This window comes from Butyrivibrio sp. AD3002 (assembly GCF_000420905.1).
Taxonomy (GTDB): Bacteria; Bacillota; Clostridia; order Lachnospirales; family Lachnospiraceae; genus Butyrivibrio.
This window is the reverse complement of record NZ_ATVV01000042.1, coordinates 1-23,533: the sequence shown is the minus strand read 5'-3', so window position 1 is coordinate 23,533 and position 23,533 is coordinate 1. Positions and strand designations below refer to the sequence as shown.

Sequence of the window (23,533 nt, the reverse complement as noted above, 5' to 3'; positions counted from 1 at the left end):
TTCTTCATATCGGTCTTATTCATGAGTTCCTCAATCCATCGAAGGAATGTAAGGAATCCCATTCGGTCGTTACTAAACTTAAACACTCTTCTGGATAGCTCAAATCCCCTCCAGTCAAACGCTCTACAGAAATGTGTCTGTGATCCAACATCAACCCCAACAATCAGTGTATCTGCAGTTACTTGCTTAAGTCTGTCATTCTGTGTAAAATTCATTTTGAGAAACCTCCGGTTAGCATAAGATGTTTTTTCATCCGCCAAGATGAACACCTTTATCTTACTTAGAGGTTTCTTTTTATTCAATTGGCGTTATTTCTGAATTACAGGAATGCTCCTATCGAAAAACATCACCTATTCAATATAACATATAAAACACCCTCTATGCTGATTATCTCAGAATAGAGGGTGCCGTAAATATACTTATGTAATTAAAACAAATTTAGCAAGATTGGCTTATGCGTTAACTGCCTTCTTAAGCTCCTCAGCCTTGTCTGTCTTCTCCCAAGGAAGGTTAAGATCGTTGCGGCCAAAGTGTCCGTAAGCAGCTGTCTGCTTGTAGATAGGACGACGAAGGTCGAGCATCTTGATGATTCCTGCGGGACGAAGGTCGAATACCTTACGAACAGCCTCTGTAAGCTTCTCATCGGAAACCTTACCTGTGCCGAATGTATCAACAAGAATTGATGTGGGCTGTGCAACACCGATAGCATATGAAAGCTGAATCTCAGCCTTGTCAGCAAGACCAGCAGCTACGATGTTCTTTGCAACATAACGAGCTGCGTAAGCACCTGAACGGTCAACCTTTGTGCAATCCTTACCGGAGAAAGCACCGCCGCCGTGACGAGCAGCGCCGCCGTAAGTATCAACGATGATCTTACGTCCTGTAAGACCTGCATCACCCTGAGGTCCGCCGATTACAAAACGACCTGTGGGATTGATGTAAATCTTTGTGTTCTCATCAACCATAGCTGAATCTACAACTGCATCAATAACGTACTTTCTGATGTCAGCGTGAATCTGCTCCTGTGTAACCTTCTCATCATGCTGAGTTGAAACAACGATAGCCTCAAGTCTTACAGGCTTGCCGTTCTCATCGTACTCAACAGAAACCTGGCTCTTACCGTCTGCTCTAAGATAAGCAAGAGTTCCGTCCTTACGAACCTCTGTAAGCTTCTTTGTAAGTTTGTGAGCAAGAGAGATAGCGTAGGGCATAAGCTCCTCTGTCTCGTTTGTAGCATAACCGAACATCATACCCTGATCGCCGGCACCGATTGCCTCGATCTCTTCGTCAGTCATCTTGTTCTCTCTAGCCTCGATAGCCTTATCAACACCCATAGCGATATCTGCTGACTGCTGATCAAGAGCTACCATAACAGCACATGTGTTACCATCAAAGCCCTTCTCTGAGCTGTCATAACCGATCTCAACGATTGTCTCTCTTGCGATCTTAGCGTAATCAACAACAGCCTTGGTTGTGATCTCACCTGTGATAAGTGCGAAACCTGTGCATGCAGTTGTCTCGCAAGCAACACGGCTCATGGGATCCTGCTCAAGGCAAGCATCAAGGATAGCATCGGAGATGTTATCACAAATTTTGTCGGGATGTCCCTCAGTAACTGACTCAGAAGTAAAAATAAACTTTTCTGCCATTTTAAATTTCCTTTCTGCGCTCACAGCGCTCAAACAAAAACGTGGACATTTGTTCAAAAAGAACAAATAATAAATCCGCTTAGCTGCGCAGCCAAGCGGACCTGATATCAGATAATCAAATCCTCTTATTGCTCGCAGATCCTGCTGGTATAAATAACTGTAAATCCAGCACTCGATCACTTACTCACTACGCTCAGGTTGGCACCTTCCGGATGTCCGGGGTTGCCGTGGCTTCACAGATCCTATGTATCTCCACCACTCTGAATAAGAGAAATGTCACAATATGGAATTGTCATATCTTTAAGATACACTACTATATTAATTTGATTCTTGCAAGATATTTTTATAAATTACTGAAAAATCGGCTCATAAATATATGAAAAAAAATATCCAAACTAATAAACTCGTTATTTGAAATTTATATACTCGGAGCTGCCAATTGCTATCATGATAGCATTTTATTGAATAATACGAGCCTAAATGCTATTATAATAACAATAGGAGAATTAAGCGATGGATTATTTATGGGACACCCCTTCTGACGTTGCAAAAAGATTAGCAACAAAAATAAGAGATATCAGAAAAAGAAAAAAGATAACCCAAAAAGAATTAGCAGGACGTAGTAATGTTAGCTATGCTACGCTCCGAAAATTTGAAAAGACCGGGCAAATATCTTTGGAATCATTTATAAAACTAACCATGGAACTTGGCGTTGTTAATGAACTCAATGAACTATTTACCGAACCCGTTTACAACAGTATTGAGGAAGTTATAAATGCGAACAAATAAGACACTTGACGTATATTATCACGGACATCATGTGGGAACACTTGCGGAAACTCCCGACAAGAGAATTGCCTTTCAATATAGTAGCGAGTGGCAAAGAAATGGCTTTGCCATTAGCCCCTTTTCATTACCTCTACGGAATGATGTCTTTGTGCCTAACGAAAGGGCTATGGACCGTTTTGGTGGTTTGTTCGGCGTTTTTGCTGACAGCCTGCCGGATAGCTGGGGTGAGCTGTTATTAGACCGACATCTTGAGACACTTGGAATAAAGCGTGGAGAAATATCAACTCTTGAACGTTTAGCATATGTAGGCCAAAGCGGAATGGGCGCTCTTGAATATTTACCATCTAAGGAATCCGACTTTGATTTGAAAAATATTGGCCTTGACTATGATATGATTGCGAAAGAATGCGCAAATATCCTATCATCAAAGCATACTGAGCAATTGGATATACTCTATAAAATGGGTGGATCAAGTGGTGGAACACGTCCCAAAATACTTCTTTCCGAAGGAAATCGGGAATGGATTGTGAAATTCCCAGCCAAAACCGATCCCGAAGTTAGTGGAAAACGCGAATATGACTATTCCATATGCGCTAAAAACTGCGGCATTTCCATGACTGAAGCAGAACTTATTCCATCTTCTGTCTGTGACGGTTACTTTAAAACCGAACGATTTGACAGAAAAAGCGGAGAAAAAATATTCACCATAACCTTCGCAGCACTTTTAGAGGCAGATTTTCGATTTCCCTCATGTGATTATGAGGCTTTTTTCAAATTAGTAAGAGTGCTTACAAAAGATGCCACTTATGACAAAGAACAGTTGTATAAAATAATGTGTTTCAACGTATTGGCTCATAACAGAGATGATCATACTAAGAACTTTTCATTTCTTTATACAGATATGAATGGTTGGAAACTGGCACCGGCATACGATCTCACCTATAGTGATACCTACTGGGGCGAACATACAACATCTGTGAATGGTAAAGGAAAGAACATATCCGACAACGACTTAATTACACTCGGAATTGGCGCAGGATTATCTGAAAAAATGTGTAGCCAACATCTGACTGATATAAGAAATCATGTCAAAAAACGGACATAAAAAGACAAATTTCGGTAAGACAACAAACTATCCCTTTGTGCTAAACTTTATAAATGGAAACTATTCAAAGTGATTTTACATAAAAACAAATAAAATAAGCAAAACCAGGGATACAAAAAATGGCACAAAAAACTACAACAAGAAACATGACAAGCGGTTCAATCTTAAAACAGATAATTACGTTTTCTCTCCCGCTTATGTTCGGTAATATTTTTCAGATGTTATATAACACCGTAGATTCGATCGTGGTGGGCAATTTCGTAGGAAAAGAGGCCCTTGCGGCAGTGGGCTCCACCACCATGATTGTAAATATGCTGGTGTTCTTTTTTAACGGATTTTCAATCGGAGCAGGCGTTCTGATCTCCAGATATTTTGGAGGAAAGGATTTAAAAGGTCTCCACCTTGCTATCGAAACCACCATTGCAACTACACTCATCTTCTGCGTTCTCTTTACAATAATTGGAAGTATCGGCGTTACACCTATGCTTAAATTTATGGCCACTCCTGAAGATGTTATGCCGGATGCTACTACATACCTCAGGATATATTTTCTTGGTTTTTCCGGTCTTCTAATCTACAACATGGGTAGTGGTATCTTAAGGGCTGTAGGCGATACCACCAGACCTCTTATGTTCCTCATTCTTACAAGCCTTATGAACATAGTTCTTGACCTTGTTTTCGTAATTGGGCTCCACGCAGGAATTGCAGGTGTAGCCTATGCGACCATCATCTCTCAGATGATATCAGCTATTCTGACACTTATGCTTCTGACAAGGACCAATGACATTTATAAGCTTATATGGAAAGACTTAACACTCGATGCAGGAATCCTTAAAGGCATATTCATGGTTGGTCTCCCCGCAGGAATACAGTCAGTCATCACAGCTTTTTCAAATGTATTCGTTCAATCCTATATTAATCACTTCGGTTCAAGCTGCATGGCAGGCTGGAGCAGCTATAACAAGTTAGATACCTTCATAATGCTGCCCATGTCCAGCGTCGCCATGGCAGCCACTACCTTTGTCAGTCAGAATATCGGCGCAGGAAAAGAGGATCGTGCAGAAAAAGGCACAAGATCCGCTATTCTCTTATCCACAGGTATCACCTTTGTGATAGCTTTTCTTCTGTTTGTCTTTGCAAGACCGGCCATAAGGCTGTTTTCAGCGGATGAATCTGTAATTGAATTCGGAGCTCTTTTCATTCAGACAAACGTTTTCTTCCTGATTGCCAACTGTGTAAACCACACGCTGGCTGCAGCTCTTAGAGGGCGCGGCGATTCAAGAGGCCCCATGGTCATCATGATCGCAACCTTCGTAGTAATAAGACAGATTTATCTTTTTGTACTCACTCACTTCATAGTAAACGACCCGAAATGGGTTGGATTTGGTTATCCTGTAGGCTGGATGTGCTGCTGCGTAATAGAGCTTATCTACTACAACATAAAATGGAAAGGAAAAGCACAAACCAGTACCAGGCCTATCGTATTAGATTACAGCGTAGATTCCAAAGAGCACAAAAAGGCATGATTTTTTGAAAAAGAACACCCAAAATGACATTATTGCCAAATGAGAGATTTGATAATATTGCTCGATGGAGGCAAAAGATATGTTTAAAAAATTTGATAATGAAATGAAAAGACGCCTTGCCATGACTTTGGGTGGCGTACTTATAGCAGGCTTTTCAGTAGGAATGTTCCAGTTTTCACTTATGGGAATGGATCCCTTTCAGGTATTTGCCCACGGAATCTGGACACAGTTGCAGCACATTTTGACAGGCGGAGCACCTAGATTTTTCACAGACTATACCGATAATCCCGTGATAGGATATGGCATCGTCTACATGGTAATCAACATGGTGCTTCTGGTATTCGATTTCTTCCTTGATAAGAAAAAGATCGGAATCGCCACCTTCATCAACCTGTTCCTGCTGGGATATGTAGTTGACTGGTCACATGCCTTTTGGACAAAGCTGATTCCCAATCCTTCATTTATAGTAAAAATGCTCTTCCTTATCGTAGCGATTGTAATCATGTGCTTTGCGTCAGCTCTGTATTTTACCAGCGATCTTGGGGTATCAACCTATGATGCCATAGCACTGTCACTTTCAGAACAAAAGGGCTGGGATTTTAGAATTCTCAGAATTGCAGGAGACCTCATCTGTACAGGCCTTGGTTTTGCGATGGGTGTTCTTCCAGGAATAGGAACAATAATCACCGCATTTTTCATGGGACCTCTCATCGAGTTTTTCAATGTTCATGTAGCAAGACCCTTAAGATACGGAAAAAATAAATAAAAATGCACATAATAAATGCCACCGCAGCTTACACCATGGTGGCATTTTTAAACATTAACGTATTTTTTACTTCTTAATCTTCATTGTAAGTCCGATTCTCTGCTTCTTCACATCTACCTCAATTACCTGAACATCAACGATATCACCGACGCTTACTGCATCAAGAGGATGCTTGATGTAGCGGTCTGTGATCTGTGAGATGTGAACAAGTCCGTCCTGGTGAACTCCTATATCTACGAAAGCACCGAAGTCTACGATGTTTCTGACTGTTCCCTTAAGGATCATTCCGGGCTTTAAGTCCTTCATATCCATGACGTCACTTCTAAGAATAGGTGCGGGCATGCTCTCTCTGGGGTCACGGGAAGGCTTCTCAAGCTCTGAGAGGATATCTGTGAGAGTGATCTCACCTACTCCGAGCTCCTCTGCAAGCTTCTTCTTATCGCCAACTTTCTTAAGAAGGCTTCCTGAAGCTGCTGCATTGCCGCCCTTCTGACCGGATGTTTCCTTTGCTGCAGGTTCCGTATCCTGGCTGAGACTTACCCCGCCAAGAGCTGCTGCCAGCGCAGCACCCATAGCTGTATTTGTATTCTTAACAACAAACTGCTTTTCCTTCTTCTGCTTCGGCTTAGCCTGAGTCTTAGCTTCTGCCTTCTTAGCTTCAGCTTTAGCTTTGGCACTCTTCTTCTGAGCTTCCCTTACATCCTCCATGGTGAGGCCGAGCTTATCCATAAGCTTCTCTGCTGCCTCATAGGACTCCGGATGCACGCTTGTGTCATCAAGGGCATTCTTACCGTCGTGAATACGCAAAAATCCTGCGCACTGCTCATAAGCCTTGGGTCCGAGCTTCGGAACCTTAAGAAGTTCGTCTCTGCTCTCGAATTTTCCGTTAGCCTCACGATAATCAACGATATTCTTGGCAATAACCTTGCTGATACCTGAAATATATGTAAGGAGCGGTGCTGATGCAGTGTTAAGATCAACACCTACCTTATTAACACAGTCCTCAACCACGCCTGAAAGGGCTTCACCAAGCTTCTTCTGGTTCATATCGTGCTGATACTGGCCGACGCCGATGCTCTGGGGATCGATTTTTACAAGCTCTGCAAGAGGGTCCTGAAGACGTCTAGCGATGGAAGCCGCACTTCTCTGTCCTACGTCAAACTGAGGGAACTCCTCTGTTGCAAGCTTACTTGCCGAATAAACCGAGGCGCCTGCCTCGTTTACGATTACATACTGAACGGGCTTATCAAGTTCCTTAATAAGCTCGACGATAACCTGCTCTGATTCTCTGGAAGCAGTACCGTTACCAACTGAAATAAGGTCAACGTCATACTTCTTGATGAGCTTTTTAAGTTCTGCCTTTGCTTCCTCAACCTTATTCTGTGGCGCTGTGGGATAGATAACCTTTGTATCGAGCACTTTTCCTGTAGCATCTACTATTGCAAGCTTACAGCCTGTTCTGAAAGCGGGATCCCATCCGAGAACCGTTTTTCCTGCGATAGGAGGCTGCATAAGAAGCTGTTCAAGGTTCTTGCCAAATACGCCGATGGCGCTGTCCTCTGCTTTTTCCGTGAGCTCATTTCTGATATCGCGCTCAATAGCGGGAGCGATAAGTCTGTCATAGGAATCCTTACAAACGGCCTGAAGTACGGGAGTTGTCTCAGGATTTTCCTTTGTTATTGTCTTCTTTTCAAGGAAACGAAGGATCTGCTCCTCAGGAGCTGTGATCTTAACTGTGAGGAACTTCTCTGCCTCACCTCGGTTAAGTGCGAGCACTCTGTGTCCGAGGATCTTATTAACCGGCTCCTCGAAGTTGTAATACATCTCGTAGACGCTCTCTGCCTTCTCGTCCTTGGCATTGGAGGTTACGAAGCCCTGATTCCAGGTCTCCTCACGGATATAGGTACGATAATCGGCATTGTCGGAAATCTCCTCGGCAATGATATCCATAGCACCCTGGATTGCTTCCTGTATATTCTTAACTTCTTTTTCGGCATTTACATAAGGAGTTGCCTCCTCAACAAGGCTCTTAGTAGTCTCCTGAGCCCTGATAATATCTGCAAGACCGTCAAGTCCCTTCTCCTTAGCCACAGAGGCTCTGGTCTTTCTCTTCGGTCTGTATGGTCTGTATAAGTCTTCAACGGCTACCATGGTCTGCGCAGCAATTATCTTAGCTTTAAGCTCATCAGTAAGCTTACCCTGCTCCTCAATGCTTGAAATAACCTGCTCTTTTTTCTCCTCGAGACCTCTTAAATATGTAAGTCTCTCACCGAGGGTTCGCAGCTGTTCATCATTAAGGGAACCTGTTACTTCCTTACGGTATCTGGAGATAAAAGGAATGGTATTGCCCTCGTCAATCAGCTTTACCGCTGCTTCCACCTGCCATTTCTGTACATTAAGTTCTTCTGTTATTTTCTGTAAAATGTCCATTTTGCCTGTTTTACTCCTTGTGCAATAATAAAATGCTTCCTCCAAACAAAGGTCACTCGTATATTTTACTATGTCAAAGCGAACTTTTCCAATCGAATTTCACCGGAAGGACCGCACCGTCACCGCGCAGTAATTTTACCAATTTTTAATACACTTCTCGGGCTTTTTGCGGTACAATTAACTTGAAGTATTGTCATCTTTTGGTGGCAAAGGAGGAGTTCACAGATTCCTTTTCTGCATACGAATCTGTGAAAATTAAGAAATGACTGAGAGTTATGAGTATAATCAGACCCACAACCCTCTTAATCCAAGGGTTTCATTTGCTACTGTGGCATCCATACTGGGTCTGATCTCAATCGCGCTTATACTAAGCGTGTATTTCTCCATAATACTTGGAGGAATTGCAATTACAATGGCTTTCCTGTCCAGAGAACAGAACGGGAAGCTCTACCCGCAGGCCAAAAGGGGAATTATTTTTGGTCTTATCGGGCTTATCGGGGGATACGCACTTATGGTTACCTCCTTCGTGACGGTATTTACCGATCCCGAAGCACACAGGATGGTTAATCAGTACTCGCAGGCTATCAGCGGCGAGAGCTTTGACGACATGGTCAAGGAAATCACTGATAATCTCGGCATCAGTATCGACCTTCCTGTAGAAAGTCAATAGAGGGTGTGCTTATGAGCGGAATAAGTGGTATCGGATTTAACAGTTCTTATGCATCAGGATTTTTCGGCCCTGCTTTTAACAGCGGCACCGGGACAGCTTCAGAAGCTGCTGCGGGAGCCCTTCAGGGCGAAACGAAAGTCACACTTAATCCCGGCGAATCCGTCGAGAAGAAGCCCGGTATGCGTTCTTCACCGGCTGAATGTGAGACTTGTAAGAACCGCAAGTATATTGACGGTTCCGATGAAAATGTTTCCTTTAAAAGCGCTGCACATATTTCACCTGAAGCAGCACCTTCCAGAGTGCGCGGTCACGAGCAGGAGCACGTAGCCAACGCATATAAAAAGGCCGCCCAGGGCGACGGCAAAGTACTTCAGGCTTCTGTCAAAATTCAGACAGCAGTCTGCCCCGAGTGTGGACGCACCTATGTATCAGGTGGACTTACCACAACTCAGATTATGTATAAAAATGAGGATAATCCCTATCAGAAAAACCGCAAATCAGCCGATGCAGCCAGTGGTCTTATCGGTTCGAGCTTTGATGCGGCAGTATAGGGTCAAATGACAAATGAGACAGACAAAAAACACTAAAACATTGAAAGCCATTGCAAGAGAAAGGCTTCTTGGTAAATACGGAACGACAATAGCTGCAGTTGTACTCTACAGGTTCATAGCCTTCTTAATGATAAATGTCATTACCGCAGCAATTATTCCAACTAATCTAATCACATATTTTGCCTACTTCGGGTCTACCATACTGGTGAACCTTTTCCTCGGCGTGTTCGACTCCGGACTGGCTTATCTTTTTATGAACGTCGTCTATGCGCAATCGGTTTCCATGTCGGATTTATTCCACGGATTTAAAAATCATCCCGACAAGGCAATTCTTCTTCATGTTCCGATTGCTGTAGCGAATACACTAACCATCATTCCGCTGCAGGTTTTGATGGCGATGCTGGTTAAAAACAATAACAGCGCGGTTTCTATCGATCCCAGATACATAATGTTTGCACTGCTTATATCTGTGGTGATGACAATCGCCAATATCTATATTCGTCTCATATTTTCGCAGTCTTATTATATCCTGCAGGATTTCCCGGAAAAGAGAACCTCGGATATCTTAAAAGCCAGCATGAGGCTCATGAAAGGAAGTAAATTCAGACTCCTTTTACTGTATCTGAGTTTCATTCCTCTCGCACTCATCGGAGTACTTGCTTGTTTCATCCCGCTCCTATGGGTCGGAGTTTACAACTCGGCATCAATCGCCGCTTTCTATCAGGATCTGATAGCTTCTAAGAACCAAAATACCGACGTCTGAACACGAACTTAATGCGCCATCCATTTTTAATAATCGGATGGCCTTAATATTTTTTAGGGGAAATGTTATGAAAATGGATCTGCTCAATGCAATTAAGGCAATAGATAAAACTCATGAGGATGACGTGCTCCACAGGCTTACCACTGTTTGGGGAGACAATCTGGACAAGGATCATGTCCTAACCGAATATCCTCGTCCGCAGTTCAAGAGAAACAGTTATATCAATCTTAACGGTCTTTGGGAATATGCTTTCTCAAAAAGTGACGTTCACCCAAAAGAGATGGATGGGCAGATCCTCGTTCCCTTTTCTCCCGAATCAATTCTTTCGGGAGTTGAGAGACAATTGCAGCCTGATGAATATCTTTGGTATAAAAAGGAGCTCACCGGAATCACTCTTCCCGATGAAAAATCCAGAGTTCTTCTTCATTTTGGTGCGATCGACCAGAGAGCCATCGTATTTATAAACGGAACTCCCGTCGGAGCCCACAATGGCGGATATCTTCCTTTCACCGTTGATATCACGGATGCCATGACTTCATCGCAGTCAGGACTTGCAGGAACACTGACCGTCTGCGTCCAGGATGACAGCGACACCTCTTATCACAGCAGAGGAAAACAGACCTTAAAGCGCGGAGGCATGTATTACACAGCGCAGAGCGGAATCTGGCAGACGGTATGGATGGAGATTGTTCCGGAAACTCATATCACCTCCTACAGAATCGTTCCCGACAGAGACCTCGACATGATTTACATAACCATGCATACAAACGGCGAGTGCCCTGTCTCTTTGAAAATATATGACTCAGAGGGGCAGATCCTTATCGCAGAAAACGAGGGCGATACTGTTCACAGAAGTGATAAGACCAGGGACCGCTTCGAGCCCGAGGATTTTTACGGTTCAATTACCCATTCCTCCGATGAACTCAGCACCTACTCTCCCGACATCGAAGGCAAAGGCGCTTCGACTTATGTTTATTCCTGTAAAATTGCGATGCCAAAGCCTCACCTTTGGAGTCCCGAGGATCCCTATCTCTATCAGATTCAGTTAACTGCAGGAAGCGATACCGCCTGGAGTTATTTCGGAATGCGCTCCTTTACAAGGCAGCTTGATGCTGAAGGACATCCCCTCTTTTTCCTGAATGGAGAGCCCTATTTCCTTAACGGCGTCCTCGATCAGGGTTACTGGCCCGACGGATTATATACTGCGCCGAGCGATGAAGCACTCATTTTTGATATAGAAGAGATGAAATCCCTTGGCTTCAACATGCTAAGGAAGCATATAAAAGTTGAGGCAGCAAGGTGGTACTATCACTGCGACAGGCTCGGAATGATCGTCTGGCAGGACATGGTAAGCGGAGGTTCTTCCTATGCAAAGCCCGTAGTGAGCTATCTTCCCACTCTGTTCCCCGGCGTGTTCGGACACATGCCTGACGGTCCCACAAACTATCACATGTTTTCAAGAGGCTCCGCAGAGGGCCGAAAGGAATGGACTGAGGAGATGGAGGAAACAATCCAGCATCTGATCAACGTTCCGAGTATCTCAGTCTGGGTTCTCTTCAACGAGGGATGGGGACAGTTCAATGCTTCCGCCGCTACTATCCAGGCAAGGCAGTTTGCCGACAACAGACTTATCGATCAGGCAAGCGGCTGGTTCGATGAAAACGGCGGTGATTTCAGAAGTGTACATAATTACTTCAGACCTCTTGATGTCATAGCAGACAAAAAACACCGCGCCTTTGTCATCTCCGAATACGGCGGTTACACCTGCTATGTAGAGGGACACAGCAGCGTAGACAGAATCTACGGCTACAAAAGGTTTGATACCGTGGCTGATTTCAAGGCTGCCTTTAACACTCTTATGAATGAAACCATAGAGAATCTTAAGAAGAAAGGTCTTGCCGGTGCAGTTTACACGCAGCTCTCCGACGTTGAGGAGGAAGTAAACGGCATCATGACCTACGACAGAAGACACAACAAACTGAAGATGTGAAAATACTTGAAAAATGCATAATTACCAAGTATCTCGCAGTCTATTTTTATGATACAATCTATAAAACAGATTTTTACGGAGGAGCAACGCTATGGAAAACAAGAAGGCAGTGGTATCACTGGGACACGAAGCTCTTGGCTATACCACCATGGAGCAGAAGGAAGCCGTTCAGGTTACTGCGAAAGCACTCGCAGATCTCGCCTGTGCAGGATATCAGTTAACCATCACACACAGTAACGGACCTCAGGTCAGCATGATTCACAAAGCAATGACCGAGCTGCGCCGAATCTATATCGACTATACTCCCGCTCCCATGAGCGTCTGCAGCGCAATGAGCCAGGGTTATGTCGGCTACGATCTTCAGAATTCGCTTAAGAGTGAGCTCACAAGCCGCGGTGTTTCAACCCCTGTAAGCACAATCCTTACACAGGTTACGGTTGATCCCTACGATGAAGCCTTCTATTCTCCGACCAAGGTTATCGGAAGATATATGTCAAAAGAGGATGCCGATAACGAAGTTAAAAAAGGGAACTTCGTTCAGGAAGTTCCGGGAAAAGGTTATCTTCGTATAGTTGCTGCTCCCAAGCCGATAGATATTGTTGAGATCGATGCCATCCGCACACTCTCTGATGCCGGTCAGATCGTTATCGCCTGCGGCGGCGGCGGAATCCCGGTTATCGAGCAGGGTCATGTATTAAAGGGTGCCTCAGCTGTTATTGAGAAGGATGCCATCGCCGGAAAACTGGCTTCAGACCTTAATGCGGACAGACTTATCATCCTGACCTCCGTTCCCTATGTATACACCGATTTCGGTAAGGACACTCAGGCTCCCATCGAGCGCATGAATGTCTCCGCAGCCGAGCAGTACATCAGAGAAGGTCAGTTTGGAGCTACCGATATGCTTCCCAAGATCGAAGCCGCGATAGAATTCCTTAAGAATAATCCTTCAGGCAGCGTCCTTATCACCTCACTTGCAGAGGTCTCCGACGCCCTCAAGGGTAAAGCCGGCACCTTTATTACCGCCTAACGATGAGCCCCAGCGTATGCTATGGTGTCTTTCAATCTCGTTGCAAAATACGCATAATCGATTGAAATCCACCATAGCATACACTGGGGCTTTTATCTTTCCCTTATCAGTTCTCTGCCGACTTCATCCCAATCCCCTTAAGAACTTCCGTAGTTCTGAGTTCAATCACTGGGCCGCCCTTACCCTTGATATAATCGCCGGTAATGGTAACACTTCCGATATTATCATCCTTCGGAATCTCATACATGATATCCAGCATGAATTCCTCGATAATGGCGCGAAGCGCTCTGGCACCTGTATCCTTTTCCATTGCCTTCTCGGCTATGGCTTCCAAAGCTTCATCGTCAAATTCCAGATTAACCTCATCAAGCGCAAGGAGCTTCTGATACTGTTTCAAGATAGCGTTCTTGGGCTCTTTTAATATCTGAACAAGCATCTCCTTGGAGAGGCCCTTAAGTGTGCATACTATAGGGAGACGTCCGAGGAACTCGGGAATCATTCCGAATTTCTTGAGATCATCAACGGTTACCTTAGTGATAAGGTCGGGATCCTTGTCCCATTTGTCCTTGAGGTCGGCATCAAAACCGATGGAGGTCTGCTTATTCAGCCTCTGCTTTATTATATCCTCCATATCCGGGAAGGCTCCGCCGCATATAAACAAAATATTTCTGGTGTTAACGGTCGCCATTGGAACCATCGCATTTTTGCTGCTTGCACCCACAGGTACCTCAACATCGGCACCCTCAAGGAGCTTGAGCATTCCCTGCTGAACCGATTCACCGCTTACATCTCTCGATGTCGTATTCTTTTTCTTTGCAATTTTATCAATTTCATCTATGAAAATGATACCTTGCTGAGCTTTGTCTATATCATTTCCTGCTGCCGCAAGAAGCTTACTTACAACGCTTTCGATATCATCACCGATATATCCCGCCTCAGTGAGAGAGGTAGCATCAGTGATAGCCAACGGCACATCAAGAAGTCTTGCAAGAGTCTTAACAAGATAAGTTTTTCCGCTTCCGGTAGGGCCGATCATAAGAATATTGGACTTCTCAATCTCAATATCATCCATAGTTCCTGTTTTAACTCTCTTATAGTGGTTGTAAACCGCAACGGATATAATTTTCTTTGCCTGCTCCTGACCTATAACATAATCGTCAAGCTTAGCCTTGATCTTGTGAGGTGCAGGAATATTTTCTATATTGAACTCAGGCTTAACCCTGGTATCTTCCTCTTTTTTCTTTTTGATCTTCTGAGAATTGGGGATTCCGGCGCCTCCGGTAAAATTGGATAAATCCATAAAGTTCAAGCCGGGCATACCGCTATGCTTGTTGAGCTCATCCATAAGAGCCGGGTTGTTTAAAAGATTCTGGTAATCAAACTGGCTGATCGTATCCATCGTCTTGTGCATACAGTCATCGCACACACTTATTCCGTTGGGAAGATGGAACATTTTTCCGGCCTTGCTCTCAGGTCTTCTGCACACAAAGCAAACATCCTCATATTCGCTCTCATTGTCCTTTGACTGCGAGGATGTATTACCTTCTTTAGGAGTCTCTTCCACTGTCGTATCTTTTCTCTCTATCGGAGTGTCATCAACGGAGGAATCCATAACCTCCCTGAAGTCCATATCATCATTATCAAATTTATCTGCCATTATAGTTTGTCTCCTCTAAATTCCTCACGAAAATTTATAACTATTATAATATCCTCGCAAACCTATGTCATTAAAAACAGAGCCCCGCCCACTATAAATTTAAGAAAAACTGCCCCTGAGCATCATCGCTCAAAGGCAGTTCGTTCCTAACCTTTTTCTGTTTATTCTCTTTGCCGAGTACTATTTATTTTATATGAATAAGCTTAGTTACCAAAGTCAAAACCGAATCCGAAAGGATTTGAGAAGGGATCGATTCCCTGTTGTCCCTGTTGTCCTTCCTGTCCTTCTTCCTGCTTCGCATCGGGCTGCTGCTCGCCATCATACTTCTGTCCTTGTGTATCATCACTGTCGGACTGAACAGTCTGCTTGGATCCCAGAGTAACCTGAAGCTCCTGTTCCTGATATCCACCTGATGCCTGTCTCTGAACAGTGATTGTTACTACCTCTCCTGCCTCATAATATGCCAGTCTGTTCTGGAGATCATCCATAGAAGAAATCTCTTTTCCATCAAACTTTGTGATGATATCTTTTTCCTGAACACCTGCTGCCTTAGCGCCGCCATCCTCAGAAACAGCTGCTACATAAACACCGAGAGGAAGTCCGTACATCTCTGATACATCAGAAGTAACGCTGACACCTGAGATTCCAAGATAGCCTCTGTTCTCCTCGTCAACCTTGGCGCGTGTCTTCTCTGTCATAAGCTGCTCAATGATAGGCTTAGCAATGGAAATCGGAATAGCATATCCCATACCTTCAACGGTTGAACCGCCAATCTTGTTGGAGTTGATACCGATAACTTCACCGTTGATATTTAAAAGTGCACCGCCGGAGTTACCGGGGTTGATCTCTGCATTGGTCTGTATAAATGTACCCTGCTTTTCATCATCAAGGTCAATTACACGGTTGATAGCGCTTACTACACCTGTAGTAACTGACTGGCCATATCCGAGCGCATTGCCGATTGCTATTGCGGGCTCACCAAGTGTAAGTGAATCGGAATCACCAAGGGCTGCTATAGCGATAGCGTTTCTGGTATCTGCTGCAAGGTCTGAAAGCTGTACTGCGATTACTGCAAGATCCATATCAGAATCTGTTCCCTTAACCTCAGCTGCTGACTTACTGTCATCTGCAAACTGAACCTCAAGAGAGTCAGCACCCTCAATAACATGGAAGTTGGTCGCAATTAAAAGCTCTGTATCATTTGTTCCTACTATGAATCCTGAACCGGAAGCTGTTTGTTCCTGACTGTACGTCTGTCCGAAGTAGTTATAGGACTGTGTGAAGTTGTTGTTGATGGAAACCATGGCAGGCATTGCCTTGGCAACAACCTCTGTTACATCTGTAACAACTGTTCTTGAACTTTCTACTGTCTCTGTCTGTGCAATTCCTGCATTGTCTCCACTTCCCAGAACAGAATCTGTGCTGCCGGTCTCTTCTTTAGCTGCTGCTACATCCGGCTCGGCAACAGTCTCGCTGTTGTCCTTTTCTATACTCTTTTCCTCTGCCTTAGCCTGATCGTCTTTCTCTGTGGCAGCAGGAATCTGTGAAATTCTGGTCATGCTATAGTAGCCTGCACCGAGTCCCAGACAAAGAACAAGTGCGATAGCTATCGCAGCTGCAACTTTCTTTCCTGTCCCTGATTTCTTAGGACCGTTTCCTCCATTCATACCGGGCTGATAAGAATACTGGTAATTACCATAGGTTCCCTGGTTGTTGTAATTGTAGTTACCGTAGGTATTGTTGTTCTGGCCGTAACCTGAGCCGTTGTTTCCGGAGCCTGTGTAGTTACCGTACGTATTGTTTCGGTTGTATGTCCCCTGGCCGTAGGTATTGTTACCACCCTGTCCATAGGTGTTCTGATTCTGTCCGTAAGAGTTATTGCCCTGACTATAGGTGTTTTCGCTCTGTGCGTTGTTAGTTTCAGCTTCCCTTCCAAACCCCGTTTCCTGATTGTTTTGTTGCTCGTTATTTTCATTATCAAACATCGTTCATTACCTCTTTTCTTTGATAAATTTGATAAATAAGTTCTCTCATTTGTTTTTTACAAGATTCAGTATAGTTTCAGTTTGTGACGAAATTGTGATAAAAGTATCAAAAAAATATTTCCCATACCTAAATCCAAACTAAATGTTTGTTTCAAGTGTGGGAAATATATTAATCAATAATAGAAGTCGTCCTCTTCGATCACCTGAATCTCCATGTAATCAAACGGAATTTCCTCAATAAATGCATCCTTTGTAAATCTGCATTTGTTATGTAATTGAAAATCGTGAACAGTGGACTTTAGCCATATCGGCTTACTAAGATCCATGTCATAGCAGGCTTTCTCGAGACCATTCATAACCTTATGGGTTCTGGTATCCATCGAGTTGTCTTCTATGACAGTATCTTTTAAAAGGTGGTTGTCCTCTATAAGTCTTACCCAAAGTCTAAACATGTGTCCTTATTTAGTCCTCGTAGCCGTTAGGATTCTGGCTCTGCCATCTCCAGGAATCTTCGCACATCTCACGGATACCGTTCTGTGCCTCCCATCCAAGCTCCTTCTTAGCCTTGTCAGCATTTGAGTAGCATGTAGCGATGTCTCCTGCACGTCTGGGCTGAATCTCGTAAGGGATCTTAACTCCGTTAGCTTCCTCGAAGTTCTTTACGATATCAAGAACGCTGTAACCAACGCCTGTGCCGAGGTTGTAGATTGAAAGTCCGCTGCCGGGCTCAAGTTTCTTAAGAGCCTTAACATGTCCTACAGCGAGATCAACTACATGGATGTAATCGCGGACACCTGTCCCGTCAGGTGTATCATAGTCGTTACCGAATACATTGAGCTTAGGAAGTCTTCCTACAGCAACCTGTGTAATGTAAGGCATGAGGTTGTTCGGGATACCGTTGGGGTTCTCACCCATAGTACCGCTCTTGTGAGCACCGATAGGATTGAAGTATCTAAGAAGAACCACATTCCATTCCTTATCAGCAAACTGAATGTCTGAAAGAACCTGCTCAAGCATTGACTTTGTCCATCCGTAAGGATTGGTGCACTGTCCCTTAGGACACTCCTCAGTAATCGGAATAAATGCGGGATTGCCGTAAACAGTTGCTGAAGATGAGAAGATGATGTTCTTGCAGCCATGCTTTCTCATTACATCAACAAGAGTAAGTGTTCCTGTGATGTTGTTATCATAGTACTCCCAAGGCTTCTGAACTGATTCACCTACTGCCTTAAGTCCTGCGAAGTGAATAACGCTGTCGATCTTTTCCTTTGTAAAAATCTCCTCAAGGCCTTCTCTGTCGCGGATGTCTGCCTTATAAAAAGGAACCTTTTTTCCTGTGATGGCTTCAACGCGCGCAAGAACCTTCTCGCTTGCATTGGCAAGGTTATCCATAACAACTACGTCATATCCTGCGTTCTGAAGTTCAACAACTGTGTGGCTTCCGATATATCCGGCACCACCTGTAACTAATATTGCCATACTCTATCCTCCCAAATGTTTATAACTCTATGTTATTCTTCTTGCACAACTCTCTTGCTGATTCAACCGAATCCTTACCAGTCTTATTCTTGATAGGTGCGAATTCTTTCTCACGAACAACCTCGTAAGGTACACAGCTGTCAAGCTCGTGGATCATATCAAGAACCAGCTGCTCGAACTTGCATCCGTTGGGTGTCTCGGGCTTAACAAGCTCGCCGTTATCATTTATGAAAGGAATCTTCTTCTCAACAACGTGAAGAGGAAGTTCATTCTTTGCGATTCTCTCAAGCGCAGGTACATTGAAGAGGTAGTTAAGGATAACACCGTAGTTGTATGCGGGATCTCCTGCCTCGTCCTTGGCATCCATCATCTCCTGTGTGAGCTCATAGTACTCAACGATTGAAGGCTTGCCATCCTCAAGACACATAACACCAACGCCCTCATCGGGAGCATTTTTCTTAACAACCTTAGCACCAACCTCTGCCTTCTGTGCGATTGTAGCACCTACGAAGCAGGGATCTGCGATTCTCTGAAGTACGTTGTCAACTGCGAAGATGTTAACCCACTCGATACCTTCTGCGTGAAGTGTCTTATCAAGACCTGCTTTAATCATAGAAGAAAACCATCCTGCATTACCGTTGGGTGATGTGGAGATGCGTCCCTTCTCTTCCATATAAACCTTACCTTCGTAATCTGAAGCGGGAGCCATGTCCTGTTTGAAGAAGGTAACCTTGTCAGCCTTATATCCGAAGAAATTCTTCTCTGTAAGGAAGTTAACTGTCTTCTCGTGATTCTTCTCACTTGTCATAATGAAAAGATGGATCCATGAACCTGTTGCATTAACAACATCAAGAAGGTTCTCTATAATTCTCTGGAAAATGAATACTTCCTTTGTAAGACCGATGTTGTACATTCCCTTAGGATCATCGGAGCCGAGTCTTGTACCCATACCGCCGGCAAGAAGACATGCAGCAACCTTACCCTGCTGAATTGCCTTTGTACCGATCTTATTAAACTCATCTTTTCTCTTCTCAATCTCTGAAAGCTGCATGCAGGCAAGAGGCTCGAATTTTCCTCTCTCTGAACCATGGCCTAAATTCTTTGCATTTTTCAGAACTTCGAAATCAGTCTCATCAATCTGCTGAAGAAGAGCTGCCTTCTCAGCATCTGAAAGCTCATCATAATACTTGAGGACATGCATCTGTCCGTTTGCTTCAAGTTTTTTCTTAGCTTCTTCAAATGTCATAATACATTCTCCTTTACTACAAAATAAGCGCTTCTATAATAATATCTCACACCATGAATAAAAACAATCCAAAAAACGCGCTCACTATTCCATTTTTCCCTATAACATGCGAAAATATATAGGGTTTATAGCCACTTACGGTCAAATATACATAGAAAGGACAAAAATCATGAAAATAGTAGCAGCAGAAATTGACAGCGTGGGAAATGATCTTGATTACACCGAGTTTTCAAAAATCGGTGACGTTACATATTATAAGAACAAAGTGACAGCAGACAATGCCGCAGAGCGCCTTGCAGGAGTTGAGGTCCTTTGCATCAACAAGTCAAAGATAACCACGGAAATTCTCGATAAAGCTCCGGATTTAAAGCTCATCTGCGAGTTTGCAACAGGCTTCGACAACGTCGACATCAAAGCCTGTGCAGAGCGCGGTGTGAAGGTCGCTAACGTTGCGGGATATTCTACTATGTCCGTTGCTCAGCATACCTTTGCACTTCTCTTTTATCTGATGGAGAGCCTCAAGGACTATGATGAGTTTGTGAAAAGCGGCGAATATGCGGCTCAGGAATACTTTTGCAAGCTTGACATCCCCTATCATGAAATCGACGGTATGACCTGGGGTATCATCGGAATGGGTAATATCGGAAGAAAAGTTGCCCAGATAGCAACTGCCTTCGGAGCAAAAGTTATCTTCTACTCCGCTTCAGGAAGAACCGAGCACAAGGATGAGGACAAAGCTTACGAGATGGTAAGTTTTGACGAGCTCTTAGAGCGAAGCGACATTCTCTCTCTCCACTGCCCTCTCACAGACAGCACACGAAATCTTATCGATGCAGCTGCATTTAAGAAGATGAAGAAAACCGCATATCTCATCAACGTTGCAAGAGGCCCCGTAGTTAACGAGGATGATCTTGCAAATGCAATTGAACAGGGTGAGATCGCAGGCGCCGGCCTCGACGTTCTTACTGTGGAACCCATGAAAAAAGACAGCCCGCTTCTTAGAATTAAGGACAGCCAGAAGCTCTTTGTTACGCCTCACATGGCCTGGGCCAGCGTTGAAGCCAGAATCCGCTGCGTTGATGAAGTAGCTAAAAACATAGCCGTTTTTGAAAAGGGCGAAAAGAGAAATATCGTAAATTAAGACGATGTGAGAAATTTTATCAGATTATGAAATGGCAGAGACCATTTTGCGGAAAGGATCAGAAGCATGAGAATTACTCTTAACAACAATGTGATTATCGCTGAGATTGAGACAGCCGGTGCTGAGTTAAAAAGTATCAAAAAAGGTGGTAAGGAATATATGTGGTGCGCAGATCCCGCTTTCTGGAATCGCACCTCACCCGTACTCTTTCCTTTTGTAGGTGCTGTTGCAGACGGCAAATACAGGGTTGACGGCCACGAATATCCCATGGGCCAGCACGGCTTTGCAAGAGATATGGAATTTGAGCTTGAGGAAAAAGCTGATGACTGTGCAGTTTTCTCCCTTACTTCAAATGAAACAACCCTTTCAAAGTACCCCTTTGATTTTAAGCTGACCATCTCCTACAAACTTGATGGCGACAGTATTATTGTGGGATGGAAGGTAGAAAACACAGGAAAAGAAGACATGCCTTTCGCAATCGGAGCTCATCCGGCATTTAACTGCGAGCTCAGCTCTGAAGGCACATTGAAAGGAAATTCCGTAATATTAAAGACAGATAAGGATGTCCTCACTGTGAGAAAGTTCCATGATCCTCTCGCTGCAAACGAGACCTATGAACTTACTCTGAAGAGCGACAAATCCTTCGAAGTTGATGAGCACACCTTCGACGGCGGCGCAATCATTCTGGAAAACAGCCAGGTAAGCGGTGCCAGCATCAAAAATGCAGAAGGCGATGTTTTCGTTGAGATGACCTTCGATGCTCCGCTTCTTGGAATCTGGTCTCCCGTCGGTAAAAATGCTCCGTTCATCTGCCTCGAGCCCTGGTATGGAAGAGCTGACGCAGAGGGATTTTCAGGTGAATTAAAAGACCGCGACTTTGAGCAGCTCCTTAATCCGGGCGACGCTTTTGACACAGAGTACCGCGTTTCTTTTAAATAATCGTTGTATCTGAGTTTTGAAGATAATTGTGATATCAGATTACGATATCTGACCTCCGGATATAATATCGTGATCCGCGAGCACGCGGCTCAAAACTTCCTCATCCGCTACTATACTCACATTATTGTGAAGCTGTAAGATGGATGCGGGAACCGCCGGTGTTATCGGACCAAACAATGACTCATAAAGGGCATCCGCTTTTCTCTCTCCTGAGGCGATGAGCAGGATGCTTTTTGCTTGCATTATATTCTTTATTCCCATGGAATATGCATATCTGGGGACGTCTCTCTCCGATGTAAAAAACCTGGCATTTGCCTTGATTGTATTCTCGGTAAGAGCCACGCAGTGAGTAGTTTTGTCAAATGAGATTCCGGGTTCGTTAAACCCAATATGGCCATTACTTCCTATTCCAAGTAGCTGTAAATCAATTCCACCGCATTCATTTATGACGTTGTCATATCGATTGCACTCTTTTTCGGAATCCTCTTCAAGGCCATTAGGAATATTGGTGTTTTCCGGTTTGATATTAATATGATCAAACAGATTGGTGTGCATAAAGTGATAATAACTCTGCTCATCCTCTGGGCTAAGGCCCTTGTATTCATCGAGGTTTATCGTCTTCACCTCCGAAAAATCCAGGTCGCCCTTTTTATACCATTCTATGAGCTGCTTATAAGTTCCGATGGGAGATGAACCGGTTGCAAGGCCAAGTACCGCATCCGGCTTCATGATTACCTGCGCAGAGATAATGTTCGCAGCTTTTCTACTCAGGTCATTATAATCTTTTGCTCTGTAGATTCTCATGCATAACCCCCTCATTATTTGGCATTAGCATTTTCAATATCTACATCCATTATAAATCTGTTTCCAGGCATAAAAAAGTGCCTACGGCACCTCAACTCCCCTGCCCCTCAATCATGAGGGGTGGGGGTTGTTTTTTGCCTCAACTCATTCATAATGATTTTTATGAAACGAAACATACTACAAAATCTGTTCCGCGATCATTACGAAGAAATTCAATATACTCTTCACCCCCGCAAAACTGAAATTGAAAACATCGATAAGATGCTCAATTGCGGAGATCCTGCCTATGGCGGCGCCATGTACGGCTGCCCTGATTGTGGTACTCTCAAATTCATTCCCTTTCGTTGTCATTCAAGATTCTGTCCTACATGTGGTGCCATGTATTCACAGAAACGTGCTCAGGCTATGTCCTTCAAGCTCATAAACTGCCAGCACAGACACTGCGTATTCACCATATCAAAAGAATTACGACATTTCTTTCTCGAAGACCGCGACCTTCTTAACTGTCTTTTCGAAGCTGTCAGCAGTGTTATTAACCGTATGTTCTACAAAATCAACAAGAGTCAGAACTTCACACCTGGTTACATTCTGGTTCTTCATACATTTGGTCGTCCTTTAGAATGGAATCCTCATATCCACTGCCTCATATCTGAAGGTGGTGTAGGCGACACTGGTTTTTGGCGCAGAGTCAATCACTTTAATTACCACTACTTACGCCATGCTTTTCAAACAGCTCTGCTTAATCTAATGGAAGCCCGTATTACTGATCCCAAGAAGAAAGCATTGTTCAAAAAAGAAAAAGCCCTCTCATACAAAAATCAAAAAGATGGTTTCTATATCTACGCAAAACCCACCCTTGCTGACAGGCACACAGTGGCTAAATATATAGGTCGCTACCTTGGTCGTCCAGTAATCGGCCTCTCAAGGATTGACTCTTATGATAAAGAGCATGATACTGTCACTTTCCACTACAACAGACATGAGGACGAAGTCCTTGTCACCGAGACCATACCTTC

20 protein-coding genes, 1 pseudogene and 1 riboswitch are annotated in these 23,533 nt (G+C 44.0%); of the genes and pseudogenes, 12 read left to right on the top strand and 9 right to left on the bottom strand.

Going from position 1 to position 23,533, the window contains the following annotated elements:
- A pseudogene (locus G596_RS0118905) lies at nt 1-215 on the bottom strand (IS110 family transposase); the annotation flags it as partial.
- Between the two features lie 237 nt (nt 216-452).
- On the bottom strand, nt 453-1,649 hold the full coding sequence (gene metK / locus G596_RS0118900) for a methionine adenosyltransferase (protein WP_022763377.1): 1,197 nt from the start codon (nt 1,647-1,649) through the stop codon (nt 453-455).
- A gap of 177 nt (nt 1,650-1,826) precedes the next feature.
- Nucleotides 1,827-1,920, bottom strand: a riboswitch (SAM riboswitch).
- Between the two features lie 242 nt (nt 1,921-2,162).
- Here metK and G596_RS0118895 point away from each other — a divergent pair.
- The 4 genes from G596_RS0118895 to G596_RS0118880 all read left to right on the top strand — a co-directional run bounded on the left by G596_RS0118895 (nt 2,163) and on the right by G596_RS0118880 (nt 5,835).
- The gene (locus G596_RS0118895) at nt 2,163-2,438 is read left to right on the top strand and encodes a helix-turn-helix domain-containing protein (RefSeq protein WP_022763376.1); all 276 of its coding nucleotides are present in this window, start codon (nt 2,163-2,165) and stop codon (nt 2,436-2,438) included.
- The gene (locus G596_RS0118890) at nt 2,425-3,543 is read left to right on the top strand and encodes a type II toxin-antitoxin system HipA family toxin (protein ID WP_022763375.1); all 1,119 of its coding nucleotides are present in this window, start codon (nt 2,425-2,427) and stop codon (nt 3,541-3,543) included. The genes G596_RS0118895 and G596_RS0118890 overlap by 14 nt, the downstream gene beginning before the upstream one ends.
- Nucleotides 3,544-3,662: 119 nt before the next feature.
- Nucleotides 3,663-5,069 (top strand): MATE family efflux transporter, encoded by a 1,407-nt coding sequence (locus tag G596_RS0118885; RefSeq protein WP_022763374.1) that lies wholly within the window; start codon nt 3,663-3,665, stop codon nt 5,067-5,069.
- A gap of 79 nt (nt 5,070-5,148) precedes the next feature.
- Nucleotides 5,149-5,835 (top strand): YczE/YyaS/YitT family protein, encoded by a 687-nt coding sequence (locus G596_RS0118880; protein WP_022763373.1) that lies wholly within the window; start codon nt 5,149-5,151, stop codon nt 5,833-5,835.
- A 66-nt stretch (nt 5,836-5,901) separates the two neighbouring features.
- On the opposite strand, the gene G596_RS0118875 is transcribed toward G596_RS0118880, so the two are convergent.
- On the bottom strand, nt 5,902-8,265 hold the full coding sequence (locus tag G596_RS0118875; RefSeq protein WP_022763372.1) for a Tex family protein: 2,364 nt from the start codon (nt 8,263-8,265) through the stop codon (nt 5,902-5,904).
- A 262-nt stretch (nt 8,266-8,527) separates the two neighbouring features.
- Between G596_RS0118875 and G596_RS25070 the strand changes: the two genes are divergently transcribed.
- From G596_RS25070 to arcC, 5 genes are all read left to right on the top strand, one after another.
- Nucleotides 8,528-8,935: a hypothetical protein gene (locus G596_RS25070; protein ID WP_022763371.1), complete on the top strand. Its 408-nt coding sequence runs from the start codon at nt 8,528-8,530 to the stop codon at nt 8,933-8,935.
- An 11-nt stretch (nt 8,936-8,946) separates the two neighbouring features.
- Entirely contained in the window at nt 8,947-9,486 is a 540-nt protein-coding gene (locus tag G596_RS22995; RefSeq protein WP_022763370.1) for a hypothetical protein, read from the top strand.
- Nucleotides 9,487-9,499: 13 nt separating this feature from the next.
- The gene (locus tag G596_RS0118860; RefSeq protein WP_022763369.1) at nt 9,500-10,249 is read left to right on the top strand and encodes a DUF975 family protein; all 750 of its coding nucleotides are present in this window, start codon (nt 9,500-9,502) and stop codon (nt 10,247-10,249) included.
- A 67-nt stretch (nt 10,250-10,316) separates the two neighbouring features.
- Nucleotides 10,317-12,239: a glycoside hydrolase family 2 protein gene (locus G596_RS0118855; RefSeq protein ID WP_022763368.1), complete on the top strand. Its 1,923-nt coding sequence runs from the start codon at nt 10,317-10,319 to the stop codon at nt 12,237-12,239.
- A gap of 91 nt (nt 12,240-12,330) precedes the next feature.
- On the top strand, nt 12,331-13,266 hold the full coding sequence (arcC, locus tag G596_RS0118850) for a carbamate kinase (protein WP_022763367.1): 936 nt from the start codon (nt 12,331-12,333) through the stop codon (nt 13,264-13,266).
- A gap of 106 nt (nt 13,267-13,372) precedes the next feature.
- Here the strand turns inward: arcC and clpX are convergent, their stop codons facing one another.
- From clpX to G596_RS0118825, 5 genes are all read right to left on the bottom strand, one after another.
- Nucleotides 13,373-14,923 carry an ATP-dependent Clp protease ATP-binding subunit ClpX gene (gene clpX, locus G596_RS0118845; protein WP_022763366.1) on the bottom strand — a complete coding sequence of 517 codons (1,551 nt, stop codon included), beginning with the start codon at nt 14,921-14,923 and terminating at the stop codon, nt 13,373-13,375.
- A 203-nt stretch (nt 14,924-15,126) separates the two neighbouring features.
- Nucleotides 15,127-16,908 carry a S1C family serine protease gene (locus tag G596_RS24210; RefSeq protein WP_022763365.1) on the bottom strand — a complete coding sequence of 594 codons (1,782 nt, stop codon included), beginning with the start codon at nt 16,906-16,908 and terminating at the stop codon, nt 15,127-15,129.
- 173 nt (nt 16,909-17,081) lie between these two features.
- Nucleotides 17,082-17,360, bottom strand: coding sequence for a hypothetical protein (locus G596_RS0118835; protein ID WP_022763364.1), 279 nt, complete (start codon nt 17,358-17,360; stop codon nt 17,082-17,084).
- Nucleotides 17,361-17,370: 10 nt separating this feature from the next.
- The gene (gene galE, locus G596_RS0118830; RefSeq protein WP_022763363.1) at nt 17,371-18,387 is read right to left on the bottom strand and encodes a UDP-glucose 4-epimerase GalE; all 1,017 of its coding nucleotides are present in this window, start codon (nt 18,385-18,387) and stop codon (nt 17,371-17,373) included.
- Between the two features lie 19 nt (nt 18,388-18,406).
- Nucleotides 18,407-19,633: a UTP--glucose-1-phosphate uridylyltransferase gene (locus tag G596_RS0118825; protein WP_022763362.1), complete on the bottom strand. Its 1,227-nt coding sequence runs from the start codon at nt 19,631-19,633 to the stop codon at nt 18,407-18,409.
- A gap of 169 nt (nt 19,634-19,802) precedes the next feature.
- Between G596_RS0118825 and G596_RS0118820 the strand changes: the two genes are divergently transcribed.
- Nucleotides 19,803-20,774: an NAD(P)-dependent oxidoreductase gene (locus G596_RS0118820; RefSeq protein WP_022763361.1), complete on the top strand. Its 972-nt coding sequence runs from the start codon at nt 19,803-19,805 to the stop codon at nt 20,772-20,774.
- A gap of 66 nt (nt 20,775-20,840) precedes the next feature.
- Complete coding sequence (locus G596_RS0118815) at nt 20,841-21,713, top strand: aldose 1-epimerase family protein (RefSeq protein ID WP_022763360.1); 873 nt, start codon at nt 20,841-20,843, stop codon at nt 21,711-21,713.
- 39 nt (nt 21,714-21,752) lie between these two features.
- On the opposite strand, the gene nagB is transcribed toward G596_RS0118815, so the two are convergent.
- A complete protein-coding gene (gene nagB, locus G596_RS22985; RefSeq protein WP_022763359.1) occupies nt 21,753-22,517 on the bottom strand; it encodes a glucosamine-6-phosphate deaminase in 765 nt (254 codons plus the stop codon).
- A 162-nt stretch (nt 22,518-22,679) separates the two neighbouring features.
- On the opposite strand from nagB, the gene G596_RS24205 reads away from it, so the two are divergent.
- On the top strand, nt 22,680-23,533 hold an 854-nt coding region (locus tag G596_RS24205; RefSeq protein WP_196805258.1), incomplete at its 3' end, for an IS91 family transposase.

Bases quoted from the DNA above. Each gene is read 5' to 3' on its own strand.
- G596_RS22995 (WP_022763370.1), top strand. From the start codon at position 8,947: ATGAGCGGAATAAGTGGTATCGGATTTAACAGTTCTTATGCATCAGGA.
- clpX (WP_022763366.1), bottom strand. From the start codon at position 14,923: ATGGCAGATAAATTTGATAATGATGATATGGACTTCAGGGAGGTTATG.
- G596_RS0118855 (WP_022763368.1), top strand. From the start codon at position 10,317: ATGAAAATGGATCTGCTCAATGCAATTAAGGCAATAGATAAAACTCAT.
- G596_RS0118895 (WP_022763376.1), top strand. From the start codon at position 2,163: ATGGATTATTTATGGGACACCCCTTCTGACGTTGCAAAAAGATTAGCA.
- G596_RS0118875 (WP_022763372.1), bottom strand. From the start codon at position 8,265: ATGGACATTTTACAGAAAATAACAGAAGAACTTAATGTACAGAAATGG.
- G596_RS0118815 (WP_022763360.1), top strand. From the start codon at position 20,841: ATGAGAATTACTCTTAACAACAATGTGATTATCGCTGAGATTGAGACA.
- G596_RS0118890 (WP_022763375.1), top strand. From the start codon at position 2,425: ATGCGAACAAATAAGACACTTGACGTATATTATCACGGACATCATGTG.
- arcC (WP_022763367.1), top strand. From the start codon at position 12,331: ATGGAAAACAAGAAGGCAGTGGTATCACTGGGACACGAAGCTCTTGGC.
- galE (WP_022763363.1), bottom strand. From the start codon at position 18,387: ATGGCAATATTAGTTACAGGTGGTGCCGGATATATCGGAAGCCACACA.
- nagB (WP_022763359.1), bottom strand. From the start codon at position 22,517: ATGAGAATCTACAGAGCAAAAGATTATAATGACCTGAGTAGAAAAGCT.
- G596_RS25070 (WP_022763371.1), top strand. From the start codon at position 8,528: ATGACTGAGAGTTATGAGTATAATCAGACCCACAACCCTCTTAATCCA.
- metK (WP_022763377.1), bottom strand. From the start codon at position 1,649: ATGGCAGAAAAGTTTATTTTTACTTCTGAGTCAGTTACTGAGGGACAT.
- G596_RS0118825 (WP_022763362.1), bottom strand. From the start codon at position 19,633: ATGACATTTGAAGAAGCTAAGAAAAAACTTGAAGCAAACGGACAGATG.
- G596_RS24210 (WP_022763365.1), bottom strand. From the start codon at position 16,908: ATGTTTGATAATGAAAATAACGAGCAACAAAACAATCAGGAAACGGGG.
- G596_RS0118880 (WP_022763373.1), top strand. From the start codon at position 5,149: ATGTTTAAAAAATTTGATAATGAAATGAAAAGACGCCTTGCCATGACT.
- G596_RS0118835 (WP_022763364.1), bottom strand. From the start codon at position 17,360: ATGTTTAGACTTTGGGTAAGACTTATAGAGGACAACCACCTTTTAAAA.
- G596_RS0118885 (WP_022763374.1), top strand. From the start codon at position 3,663: ATGGCACAAAAAACTACAACAAGAAACATGACAAGCGGTTCAATCTTA.
- G596_RS0118860 (WP_022763369.1), top strand. From the start codon at position 9,500: ATGAGACAGACAAAAAACACTAAAACATTGAAAGCCATTGCAAGAGAA.
- G596_RS0118820 (WP_022763361.1), top strand. From the start codon at position 19,803: ATGAAAATAGTAGCAGCAGAAATTGACAGCGTGGGAAATGATCTTGAT.